Origin of the sequence: Bacillus sp. GbtcB14, from assembly GCF_019091205.1 — a bacterium.
Taxonomy (GTDB): domain Bacteria; phylum Bacillota; class Bacilli; order Bacillales; family Bacillaceae_G; genus Bacillus_A; species Bacillus_A cereus_AG.
Genome location: NZ_JAGXJT010000018.1, coordinates 41,066 through 52,696, shown reverse-complemented (window position 1 = coordinate 52,696; position 11,631 = coordinate 41,066). Strand labels below are relative to the sequence as shown.

Sequence of the window (11,631 nt, the reverse complement as noted above, 5' to 3'; positions counted from 1 at the left end):
GTGTTACCTTGAACGCCTTGAGGCCCAGTAGCCCCCGTGTTACCTTGAGGTCCTTGAGGTCCAGTGGCACCGGTAGCGCCAGTGTTACCTTGAATGCCTTGAGGTCCAGTGGCACCGGTAGCGCCAGTGTTACCTTGAACGCCTTGAGGCCCAGTAGCACCAGTGTTACCTTGAGGTCCTTGAGGTCCAGTAGCGCCGGTAGCCCCCGTGTTACCTTGAGGCCCAGTAGCCCCCGTGTTACCTTGAGGTCCTTGAGGTCCAGTAGCGCCGGTAGCCCCCGTGTTACCTTGAGGTCCTTGAGGTCCAGTGGCACCAGTAGCCCCCGTGTTACCTTGAGGTCCTTGAGGTCCAGTAGCGCCGGTAGCCCCCGTGTTACCTTGAGGTCCTTGAGGTCCAGTGGCACCAGTAGCCCCCGTGTTACCTTGAACACCCTGAGGTCCAGTAGCACCAGTGTTACCTTGAACGCCTTGAGGCCCAGTAGCCCCCGTGTTACCTTGAGGTCCTTGAGGTCCAGTGGCACCGGTAGCGCCAGTGTTACCTTGAACGCCTTGAGGCCCAGTAGCCCCCGTGTTACCTTGAGCACCTTGAGGTCCAGTAGCACCGGTAGCACCAGTGTTACCTTGAGGTCCTTGAGGTCCAGTGGCACCAGTAGCCCCCGTGTTACCTTGAATGCCTTGAGGTCCAGTAGCCCCCGTGTTACCTTGAACACCTTGAGGCCCAGTGGCACCGGTAGCGCCAGTGTTACCTTGGATGCCTTGAGGTCCAGTAGCCCCCGTGTTACCTTGAACACCTTGAGGTCCGGTAGCGCCTGTATTACCTTGAACACCTTGAGGTCCGGTAGCGCCTGTATTACCTTGAGGTCCAGTAGGTCCAGTAGGCCCGCCAGAAGGTCCGGTAGGTCCAGTAGCGCCGGTAGCGCCTATACCAGTGGCACCGGTAGCGCCCGTGTTACCTTGAGGTCCTTGAGATCCAGTGGCTCCAGTGGCACCAGTAGCCCCTGTATTACCTTGAGCACCTTGAGATCCGGTAGCGCCAGTAGCGCCCGTGTTACCTTGAGATCCAGTGGCACCGGTAGCGCCTGCTGGTCCTTGAGCACCTTGAGATCCGGTAGCACCGGTAGCGCCCGTGTTACCTTGAGGCCCTTGAGATCCAGTGGCACCAGTAGCCCCTGTATTACCTTGAACACCTTGAGGTCCAGTGGCACCGGTAGCACCAGCTGGTCCTTGAGCCCCCGTGTTACCTTGAGGTCCTTGAGGCCCAGTGGCACCGGTAGCGCCTGTGTTACCTTGAGCGCCTCGAGGTCCAGTAGCACCGGTAGTGCCCGTGTTACCTTGAGCGCCTGTGTTACCTTGAGGTCCAGTAGCGCCGGTAGCACCAGCTGGCCCTTGAGCGCCCGTGTTACCTTGAGGCCCTTGAGATCCAGTGGCACCAGTAGCACCGGTGGCACCCGCTGGCCCAGTAGGTCCAGTAGGTCCTTTGATGAATGAGGCGGAATTAACTAAAGCAGTTTGTAATGCTGCTATTAATTTAAGAAGCTCTTGAAGTGTGCAAGGGTCAATTCGGAATAATTTTGTAATGTATAGTAAATAATTAATTAGATTTTGAAGCTCGATAAATACAGCGCTTGCTACGAAGGTTGGATTTTTTAATATAGTTATTAAGTTTTTAATAATAGCTAACCCTTGTGCTTTCAGGGAGGAAGTAGCGTCTAGTGAACAAATGAATTTACTTAGTAGGTTCAATGTATCGATTAGATCTTCAATATTTTGAGGAGATGGATTTGCGAAAAGTTTTGGAATTATCTTTGTTAAATCGATAATGATTGCGCGGAATGTTCTAAGTTGGACCTTAGTAACTGGGATTGATGGGGTATTTGGGATTCGTCCGGCGCTACTTGGAAAGCATGGTTTGGAGAATTTGTTCTGGCTATCGTTATAATGAGACATTAAATCTCTCCTTTCTCATGAGGATATGAACGAAACTCATCATAGTAGATGCAAAAATTAGTTAAATGGTCATAGTAAAATCGTTTGTTTAAAGAAAAAATAGAAAAAACGCCTTATGATAAGGCGTTTTTTCTATTTTCTGCGTATTGATAATATCGTTTTAGTGAAACTTTTGATTTGAATCCAGCTAGTTTTATAATTTCTGACTCTGGAATTTCTTTTTTTATTAAGTTTAAAATATAGGTGTTACGAAAGTGTTGTCCTGAGATTCCTTTGCGTAAATTAGCTCTAGATACTTCAAGGCGAATCATTTTTTGGATAGCGATTTCTGTTAATACCTTCGGTGCATCATTTTCGTATACCCATCTGTATGTTCCGCGATTAAAATCAAATGCGATAAATAATGGATCATGACTATGGTATTTTGGGCGAACGGGTTCAGGGATGCTTTTGTAATAAGTATATAGCTGTTTTTTGTCTTCGTTAGTTAATGAGATTGTTCTTTCTACCCCTGCGGTTGCTGGGATAGATAATGTGTTATTTTCAAAGTGGACGTGATGCATAGTTAATGCTGTAAGTTCCTGTAAGGATAATCCATAGTCGATTAATAAGTTTAAAATAGCGACATTACGATCCATTAATAAAGGGCGCACAGGACGTTGTTTTTCTGAAAGTCCTTCTAATGAAGTGATTATATGTTTTAATCTTTTTTCTTCATCAGATGAAATGAAGTCTTCATTGCGAAGTGTTCGGTCTGGTTGAATAGAAATTTCCATGTTCTTTAATGGGTTAGGGATATTTAGAAAGTGATGCATTCTATTTAATACGATAAATACACGGTGCATCGTTTTATCTGAGTAATGTCGATTCTTTTTTAAGTCGAAAAAGTAATCTTCGTAGTCTTTTGTACAAAGTGTAGCCCATATATTACTGGAAGGGAGCGTTTTGTTTTTTTCTAACCAATGTCCGAAATCTTCAATGTCATAAACATACCGTTTAATGGTTGAGGCTTTTCGGCCTTTATTCAATAAAAAAATAGAAAAGGCTTGTATTGTATCATGGAATTCCGTTGTCTCCATAGTCCCACCACCTTCATTATTTCTTATATTATAGCAAACTTTTCTGAAAATAGTCATTTGCAAGGGAGGCAGGAATAATAATATGTGGTGAGTGGATAAAATGAGGTGATTGTATGGAACAATCGATGCGAAAGAAAAATAATAATCAAATTAACATTGTGTTAAATCATCGAAAGAAAATTTCATTACCAGCCGCGGAAAATAAAACAGTAATTTCAAGCGAAACTACTACGAAACATGAGATGCTGCAAAGAATTGAAGAAGAGATGGGAAAGCTTGTCGGGATGGATGATATAAAAAAGATAATAAAAGAAATATATGCTTGGATTTATGTAAATAAAAAAAGACAAGAAATAGGATTGAAGTCTGAGAAACAAGTACTCCATATGTTGTTTAAAGGGAATCCAGGTACAGGGAAGACAACTGTGGCTAGAATGATAGGGAAATTGTTGTTTGAGATGAATATTCTATCAAAAGGGCACTTAGTTGAAGCTGAACGTGCGGATCTTGTAGGGGAGTACATCGGTCATACAGCTCAAAAGACAAGAGATTTAATAAAAAAAGCAATGGGAGGAATTTTGTTTATTGATGAGGCGTATTCATTAGCCCGAGGAGGAGAAAAAGATTTTGGAAAAGAAGCAATTGATACACTCGTAAAACATATGGAAGATAAACAACACGGTTTTGTATTGATTTTAGCCGGATATTCAAGAGAGATGAATCACTTTCTTTCATTAAATCCAGGTTTGCAATCCCGTTTTCCGTTTATAATTGAATTTGCGGATTACTCGGTAAATCAGCTGTTAGAAATAGGGAAAAGGATGTATGAGGAACGTGAATACCAGTTATCGAAAGAGGCTGAATGGAAATTTAGAGATCATTTACATGCAGTAAAGTACTCGTCACAAATTACATCGTTTAGTAATGGACGATATGTACGGAATATTGTTGAAAAATCGATTCGTACACAGGCTATGCGGTTGTTGCAAGAAGATACGTATGATAAGTATGATTTAATTGGAATATCAAGTGTTGATTTAATGTTGGAAGAGGAGACGCACAGTACATAAACTGTGCGTCTGTTTTTTGTGCATATGTTCGTTTATTCTTTTTTTTCTTTGTCTTGGTTAGATTTATGGAAACGTTCCATTTTAGCGCTCTTCTCGTGTGCTGAATTAGGATCGTGTCCAAATTGGTTTACGGAGCTTTTTTGAGCGCCTTTATTAACGTGGTTTGTCATTTGTATTCACCTCACTTTAAAAATTAGTATAAACATTATGGAAAGAAAAAATCGTTAGAAAAGAAAAACCTCTTTACGATATGTAAAGAGGTTAGAATTGCTATTTATGCATTGAACGTTCGTTTGTGTCGATGCGTCGATGCGGTAAATGCCATTTGTAATGAATAGAAAGCATGCGGAAGCAAACAATTAAAATGAATAAGGTGTAAAGGGCCCAATCGCTAACAATAATTTGAGCTCCAATTAAGAAGCCTGCTAGAATCGTCCAAAAAGCGTATACTTCAGCTCGAAGGACGAGAGGCCTTCTACGGGCTAAAAGATCGCGAATAATACCGCCACCAATACCGGTTAAAACAGCTGCTACGATTGTAGCGCTAATGGGTAAATTTAGTTTTTGAGCATATAATGCCCCTTGTACGGCGAATGCTGATAAGCCGATAGCGTCAGTGATGTTTTCCCATTTTTTCCAATGTCTAATTAATTTATTTGGAAAAAGAAAAATAATTGTCATTGATAAAAGTGCGATTTGGAATAACATGTCTTGTTGCCAAAACGCGACAATCGGATAACCGATTAATAAATTACGAAGAGCGCCTCCCCCAAATGCGGTCGCCATTCCTAAAATATACACCCCGAAAATATCATAATCCTCTTCCATTGCAACAATGGCTCCGCTTAGTGCGAAAGCAATTGTGCCTATGATGCTAAAAATCTCCCATGCCATGAATTTTCTCCCCCGCTAACTAGATGAAATGTGCTTCCTCTGCTATTATATTAGAAGGTTTAAATTTCGAAAAGGATGAGTGAACATATTTGATGGAAGAAAAAGAAAAAGTCATATTAGTGGGCTGTCAATTGCCGCAAGAAGATGATGAAAAATTTATGCATTCCATGAAAGAGCTTGCATCGCTAGCGAAGACTGCGCGAGCAGAATTGTTAGTGTCTACAACGCAAAAACGACCGAAGTTTCATCCGGCGACGTATATAGGTAAAGGTAAATTAGAAGAGCTTACAATATTAACTGAAGAATTAGAACCGGATGTTATCGTATTTAATAATGAATTAACGCCGAGTCAAATTCGGAATTTATCCTCAGTATTAGATGCTAGGGTAATTGATCGAACGCAACTAATATTAGATATTTTTGCGCAACGTGCGAAGTCAAGGGAAGGTAAGCTTCAAGTGGAATTAGCTCAGTTGCAATATACAATGCCGCGTCTTATGGGGCAAGGGCTGTCTTTGTCACGTCTTGGTGGTGGTATTGGGACAAGGGGACCGGGTGAGACGAAACTTGAGACGGATCGTCGTCATATTCGATCACGTATTGATGAAATAAAGAAACAACTTGCAGTTGTTGTGGAACATCGAAAAAGATATCGTGAGAGAAGAAAAGATAATAAAGTATTTCAAGTTTCATTAATAGGATATACGAATGCAGGAAAATCTACACTGTTTAATAGATTAACGGAAGCTGATACATTTGAAGAAAACTTGTTGTTTGCAACGCTAGACCCGACGACAAGGAAAATGCCGTTACCTTCTGGTTATACAGTATTACTAACTGATACGGTTGGTTTTATACAAGATTTACCTACGTCATTAATTGCAGCTTTTCGTTCGACATTAGAAGAAGCTGGTGAAGCGGATGTTATTTTACATGTAGTTGATTCTGCAGATCCTAATTATGTAGGGCATGAGAAAACAGTAAAACAATTATTGTCAGAACTTGAAGTTAATCATATTCCTATTATTACGTTATATAATAAAAAAGATGAATTACATCAAAACTTTATTCCGTTTCCGAAAAGTGATTTCTTAATGACTAGTGCTTTTGAACAAAATGATTTATTGCGTATAAAAGAAGCGATAGAAACGAAAATGAAGGAAGAAATGAATCGTTATCAAGTGGAAATTCCTCCGAGTGAAGGTAAGTTGTTAACGCTATTAAAGACGGAGACACTTTTAACAAAGATGGAGTTTTTGGAAGATAAATTTGTATATGATTGCGCAGGGTATATTTTTGCTCATTCATCGCTTAATGTGCAATTAAAGAGATTTTTAGTGGAAGAAGGAGAAAATAAAAATGTTTGATCGTTTGAAAAATGGAGAAAAAATTGCTCCAATCGTAAAAGAAGTAGAGAGCCAAATTACAGAAGTACATAAACGCGCGGATGAAGTAATTGAAAGTAATCAGTTTCGTGTATTAGAAAGTTTTCGTAAACATAAAATTAGCGATTCGCATTTTATTCCGACGACAGGTTACGGTTATGATGATATTGGCCGTGATACGTTAGAAAAAGTATATGCGGATGTATTTGGGGCAGAAGCTGGTCTTGTTCGCCCGCAAATTATTTCAGGAACTCACGCGATTTCAACAGCGCTATTCGGTATTTTACGTCCAGGAGATGAGTTATTGTACATTACTGGCAAGCCGTATGATACGTTAGAAGAAATCGTTGGTGTACGCGGAAAAGGTGTAGGCTCATTTAAAGAATATAATATTGGTTATAATGCAGTTCCGCTTACTGAAGAGGGGCTTGTTGATTTTGGAGCTGTAGCGGCTGCAATTCATAGTAATACGAAGATGATTGGTATTCAGCGCTCAAAAGGCTACGCTACTCGTCCGTCGTTTACTATTTCTCAAATTAAAGAGATGATAGCGTTTGTTAAAGAAATTAAATCTGATGTTGTTGTATTTGTAGATAATTGTTATGGCGAGTTTATTGAAGAGCAAGAGCCATGTCATGTTGGGGCAGATTTAATGGCGGGTTCGCTTATTAAGAACCCTGGTGGTGGAATTGTTAAAACTGGTGGTTATATCGTTGGTAAAGAACAGTATGTTGAAGCGTGTGCGTATCGTTTAACATCTCCGGGAATCGGTGCGGAAGCAGGGGCATCTTTATATAGTTTGCAAGAAATGTATCAAGGTTTCTTCTTAGCGCCACATGTAGCGGGACAAGCGCTAAAAGGTGCAATTTTTACAGCTGCATTTTTAGAAAAGTTAGGAATGAATACATCACCAGCATGGAATGCACCAAGAACAGATTTAATTCAGTCTGTTCAATTTGATGATAAAGATCGTATGATTGCATTCTGCCAAGCGATTCAATATGCATCTCCGATTAATTCTCACTTCACTCCATATGCCAACTATATGCCGGGGTATGAAGATGATGTAATTATGGCTGCGGGAACGTTTATTCAAGGTGCAAGTATTGAATTGTCAGCTGATGGTCCAATTCGTCCGCCTTATGTTGCTTACGTGCAAGGTGGGTTAACTTATTCGCATGTGAAGATTGCGATTTGTTCTGCCATTGATGCATTAATTGAAAAAGAATTATTAACAATTTCTTAAGGGGAAGCTGTCGATTTCGACAGCTTTTTTCGTGTGAAAGTAATGATTTATTTCATTAGAAAAAAGAATGAAAAAATTTATAAAAAAATCATGTAAGAAAAGCTAACATCTATTGACATCAAACATAACATGATATAAAATGAGAAGCAGTTAAGGCGAAGGAGGAACTGAAAAATGAAAGAAGATAGACGTTCTGCCCCGCTGTTTCCTATTGGTATTGTTATGGATTTAACACAATTATCTGCACGTCAAATTCGCTACTATGAAGAGCATAATCTTGTTTCTCCAACCCGTACAAAGGGGAATCGCAGATTATTTTCATTTAACGATGTAGATAAGTTGTTAGAGATTAAAGATTTATTAGATCAAGGCTTGAATATGGCTGGTATTAAACAAGTGTTACTAATGAAAGTAAATCAAACAGAAACAGTGAAAGTAAAAGAAGAAACGAAAGAAATTTCAAAAACTGAGCTTCGCAAAATACTTCGAGATGAACTACAACATACAGGTAGATTTAATCGGACTTCATTGCGACAAGGTGACATTTCAAGGTTTTTTCACTAAAGATAACTGATTCTGAAGGTGTTTAGAGGGACTAAGGAGGAATTTATAATGGCTAGGTACACAAGAGAAGATATTTTCCGTTTGGCGAAAGAAGAGAATGTAAAGTATATCCGCTTACAATTTACGGACCTTTTAGGAGTAATTAAAAACGTAGAAATTCCAGTGAGCCAATTAACAAAAGCTCTTGATAACAAAATGATGTTTGATGGATCTTCTATTGAAGGTTTCGTACGTATTGAAGAATCTGATATGTACTTATATCCGGATTTAGATACTTGGGTAATTTTCCCTTGGACAGCTGAAAAAGGAAAAGTAGCTCGATTAATCTGTGATATTTACAATGCAGATGGCACTCCATTTGATGGCGATCCACGTAATAATTTAAAGCGTGTATTAAAGGAAATGGAAGCATTAGGATTCTCAGATTTCAATCTTGGACCAGAGCCAGAATTCTTCCTATTTAAAGTAGATGAAAAAGGAAATCCAACATTAGAATTAAACGATAACGGTGGATACTTCGACCTTGCGCCGATGGATCTAGGGGAAAACTGTCGTCGTGATATCGTTCTTGAACTTGAAGAAATGGGCTTTGAAATTGAAGCGTCTCACCATGAGGTTGCTCCAGGGCAACACGAAATTGACTTTAAATATGCAAATGCAATTCGCTCATGTGATGACATTCAAACATTCAAACTTGTTGTAAAAACAATTGCTCGTAAACACGGTTTACATGCAACATTTATGCCAAAACCATTATACGGTGTGAACGGTTCAGGTATGCACTGTAACTTATCACTATTCAAAAATGGTGAGAACGTATTCTTCGATCAAAACGGTGACTTACAATTAAGTGATGATGCTCGTCACTTCATCGCAGGTATTTTAAAACATGCACCAGCTTTTACAGCGGTAGCAAATCCAACTGTAAACTCTTACAAACGTTTAGTACCTGGATACGAAGCTCCTTGCTACGTAGCATGGTCTGCACAAAACCGTAGCCCATTAGTACGTATCCCTGCATCTCGTGGAATTAGTACACGCGTAGAAGTACGTAGTGTTGACCCAGCTGCAAACCCATATTTAGTAATGGCTACATTATTAGCAGCAGGTCTTGACGGAATTAAAAACAAATTAACTCCACCAGCTGCAGTAGACCGTAACATCTATGTAATGACAAAAGAAGAGCGCGAAGAAGCAGGTATCGTTGACTTACCAGCAACATTAGCGCAAGCGTTAGTTACATTACAATCAAATGAAGTAGTATGTGGTGCACTAGGAGAACATTTACTTGAGCACTTCATCGAAGCAAAAGAGATTGAGTGGGATATATTCCGCACGCAAGTTCACCAATGGGAACGCGATCAATATATGTCTCTATACTAAGAGGCTCAAACCCTTGATACAACTAGTATCAAGGGTTTTTTATTTCGCTTTTGTTATAATGTCATGTGGGTGCAAAATGAAAAACAGCCACAAAACAACCACAACAAATACAAAAATTTCACTTTAAAACATTGCTCATGTACTTTTCCAATTTAAAAATATAACGTGTTGAGGTTTTTTATTTATCGGGCATTTTTATAGGAGGAATATAAAGGGATAAACAAATTTAACAATGTACTTGCGAATATATATGCGAAATGAATATCGTTTGGAATATTAAATTATTTAATATATACGACTTATTTAAATAGATTAAAAAGCCTTGCTGAAATACGTTTCATTACAAAGAAAAACACCCTAATGCTGCAGTAATAGGGTGTTTTCGTCATTTATCTACAGTGAATTATGAAGAATATTGTCGTAATTTTTGAGTTGAAATTAAGAAGTTATTAAACAAAAATAAATTATATTGACTCGTTCTATATAAAGAACTAAAATGACAGTAATTAGGGAGTTTTGTATATTCGAAAAATAAAAATAATAATCTTATTTTTGTTTTTTATGGAATGTTAAACTGAAATCTCATTGGTATTAAATGAGGGGGAGAAGTATTGAATAAGGAAATAAATTTAAAAAATCTATTTAATGTAATATGGAAAAGAGTATGGATACTACTATTGTTTACGACTCTCACAACAGTAGGAGGAGCACTGTATAGTATGTATATGAAAACGCCTTTGTATGCTTCCTCAGCGAGAGTAATTGTTCAAGCTAACGCTGAAACGATGAATACATTGAAAGCGATGGTAAATGAGCCTGTAATATTAGAAAAAGTAGCTGCTGAATTGAATATAAACAGATCAGCAGGTGCATTAAGTGGACAAATAAGCACGGAAAGTGTACAAGGCTCTCAGATTATGAGGATAAATGTAGTGGATATGGATCCTGTGCTTGCACATAAAATTGCAAATACGACAGCGACTGTTTATAAGCAAGAAGTAGCAAATATACTGAATTTTAATAATGTGAGTATATTACCAGAGGATCTAGTTCAAAAAAATTCTATGCCTATAAATATAAATCACTTTAAGACGATACTAATCGCATTCACGTTAGGTATGGTGCTCAGTATCGGTTTTATTTTTTTATTGGATTCATTGGATGAGAGAATTAAATCAGAACGACGAATTGAACAATTGTTAGATATCCCTGTTTTGGGTGGAATTTCTAAAATGAATAAGAAGAATATGAAAGATAAATTTAGTGGGAAAAATACAGTGTTATTGGGGGAGGGAACGGAGTGGCATACAAAAATAGACGGAAAACAAATAAAGTTAAAGGAGAAAGTATGATTGCGTATACCGCCCCAAGATCGAAAATTTCAGAGCAGTATCGTTCGCTGCGAACAAACATTCAATTATCTTCGTCGATTCATAAAAGTAGAACGATAGTGATTACTTCTCCAAGGTACGGTGAAGGAAAATCAACAATTACAGTTAATTTAGCAGTCTCAATAGCGCAAAAAGGCGAAAAAGTATTGGTAATAGATGCGAATTTACGAACACCAACGATTCATGAAATGTTTGGAGTAGAAAATACAATTGGATTAACTGACATATTGAACGGAAAAACAAATTTGGTGAATGCTGTAAAAAAAACAAAGATGGAAAGTCTGGATGTATTAACTAGTGGTCCAGTGCCATTCAATCCGTCAGAAGTACTTAGTTCAGAGGCAATGGATATGTTAATCCAAAAGACGATGGAACGGTATGACATCATATTATTTGACTCTTCCCCTGTATTAGAAGTAACAGATACGAGTGTATTAGCTGATAAGTGTGAAGGCGTACTTTTGGTGATCCGGTATAATCGCACTGTGAATGAAGATGCACTTGAAACGAAAAGGGCATTAAGTTTTACGAAAAGTAGAATATTGGGCGCGATTTTGAATGGGAAAGTATAAAGGATATTTTAAAATTAAACTTTCATACGTAAAATTGTTCGTTATAAAGAAGAGTCAATGAAAATGTGATGTGGTGATGTCTCCTGACCACTATCAATGGA

11 protein-coding genes are annotated in these 11,631 nt (G+C 38.6%); 7 read left to right on the top strand and 4 right to left on the bottom strand.

What is annotated here, in order from left to right; genetic code table 11:
- On the bottom strand, positions 1–1,946 hold a 1,946-nt coding region (locus KVT31_RS27510; RefSeq protein WP_217613664.1), incomplete at its 3' end, for a collagen-like repeat preface domain-containing protein.
- A 113-nt stretch (positions 1,947–2,059) separates the two neighbouring features.
- Positions 2,060–3,025 (bottom strand): tyrosine-type recombinase/integrase, encoded by a 966-nt coding sequence (locus KVT31_RS27505; RefSeq protein WP_088097406.1) that lies wholly within the window; start codon positions 3,023–3,025, stop codon positions 2,060–2,062.
- 113 nt (positions 3,026–3,138) lie between these two features.
- On the opposite strand from KVT31_RS27505, the gene spoVK reads away from it, so the two are divergent.
- Positions 3,139–4,095, top strand: coding sequence for a stage V sporulation protein K (gene spoVK / locus KVT31_RS27500; RefSeq protein ID WP_088097405.1), 957 nt, complete (start codon positions 3,139–3,141; stop codon positions 4,093–4,095).
- A gap of 32 nt (positions 4,096–4,127) precedes the next feature.
- Here spoVK and KVT31_RS27495 read toward each other — a convergent pair whose 3' ends face one another.
- Positions 4,128–4,265, bottom strand: coding sequence for a hypothetical protein (locus KVT31_RS27495; protein WP_170930151.1), 138 nt, complete (start codon positions 4,263–4,265; stop codon positions 4,128–4,130).
- Positions 4,266–4,365: 100 nt separating this feature from the next.
- On the bottom strand, positions 4,366–4,989 hold the full coding sequence (locus KVT31_RS27490) for a trimeric intracellular cation channel family protein (RefSeq protein ID WP_088097404.1): 624 nt from the start codon (positions 4,987–4,989) through the stop codon (positions 4,366–4,368).
- A gap of 92 nt (positions 4,990–5,081) precedes the next feature.
- Here KVT31_RS27490 and hflX point away from each other — a divergent pair, with 92 nt between their 5' ends.
- From hflX to KVT31_RS27460, 6 genes are all read left to right on the top strand, one after another.
- The gene (gene hflX / locus KVT31_RS27485; RefSeq protein ID WP_140392529.1) at positions 5,082–6,356 is read left to right on the top strand and encodes a GTPase HflX; all 1,275 of its coding nucleotides are present in this window, start codon (positions 5,082–5,084) and stop codon (positions 6,354–6,356) included.
- Positions 6,349–7,620, top strand: coding sequence for a methionine gamma-lyase family protein (locus tag KVT31_RS27480; protein WP_088097402.1), 1,272 nt, complete (start codon positions 6,349–6,351; stop codon positions 7,618–7,620). The genes hflX and KVT31_RS27480 overlap by 8 nt, the downstream gene beginning before the upstream one ends.
- A 174-nt stretch (positions 7,621–7,794) precedes the next feature.
- A complete protein-coding gene (glnR, locus tag KVT31_RS27475) occupies positions 7,795–8,184 on the top strand; it encodes a transcriptional repressor GlnR (protein ID WP_000656785.1) in 390 nt (129 codons plus the stop codon).
- A 48-nt stretch (positions 8,185–8,232) separates the two neighbouring features.
- Positions 8,233–9,567, top strand: coding sequence for a type I glutamate--ammonia ligase (glnA, locus tag KVT31_RS27470; protein WP_000135338.1), 1,335 nt, complete (start codon positions 8,233–8,235; stop codon positions 9,565–9,567).
- A 611-nt stretch (positions 9,568–10,178) separates the two neighbouring features.
- Positions 10,179–10,919: a YveK family protein gene (locus tag KVT31_RS27465; RefSeq protein ID WP_088097401.1), complete on the top strand. Its 741-nt coding sequence runs from the start codon at positions 10,179–10,181 to the stop codon at positions 10,917–10,919.
- Positions 10,868–11,530 carry a CpsD/CapB family tyrosine-protein kinase gene (locus KVT31_RS27460; RefSeq protein WP_088097400.1) on the top strand — a complete coding sequence of 221 codons (663 nt, stop codon included), beginning with the start codon at positions 10,868–10,870 and terminating at the stop codon, positions 11,528–11,530. The genes KVT31_RS27465 and KVT31_RS27460 overlap by 52 nt, the downstream gene beginning before the upstream one ends.
- Positions 11,531–11,631: the final 101 nt, after the last annotated feature.

Excerpts from the sequence above, each read along its gene's own strand:
- glnA (WP_000135338.1), top strand. The coding sequence starts at position 8,233 with ATGGCTAGGTACACAAGAGAAGATATTTTCCGTTTGGCGAAAGAAGAG.
- glnR (WP_000656785.1), top strand. The coding sequence starts at position 7,795 with ATGAAAGAAGATAGACGTTCTGCCCCGCTGTTTCCTATTGGTATTGTT.
- KVT31_RS27505 (WP_088097406.1), bottom strand. The coding sequence starts at position 3,025 with ATGGAGACAACGGAATTCCATGATACAATACAAGCCTTTTCTATTTTT.
- KVT31_RS27495 (WP_170930151.1), bottom strand. The coding sequence starts at position 4,265 with ATGACAAACCACGTTAATAAAGGCGCTCAAAAAAGCTCCGTAAACCAA.
- KVT31_RS27490 (WP_088097404.1), bottom strand. The coding sequence starts at position 4,989 with ATGGCATGGGAGATTTTTAGCATCATAGGCACAATTGCTTTCGCACTA.
- KVT31_RS27480 (WP_088097402.1), top strand. The coding sequence starts at position 6,349 with ATGTTTGATCGTTTGAAAAATGGAGAAAAAATTGCTCCAATCGTAAAA.
- spoVK (WP_088097405.1), top strand. The coding sequence starts at position 3,139 with ATGGAACAATCGATGCGAAAGAAAAATAATAATCAAATTAACATTGTG.
- hflX (WP_140392529.1), top strand. The coding sequence starts at position 5,082 with ATGGAAGAAAAAGAAAAAGTCATATTAGTGGGCTGTCAATTGCCGCAA.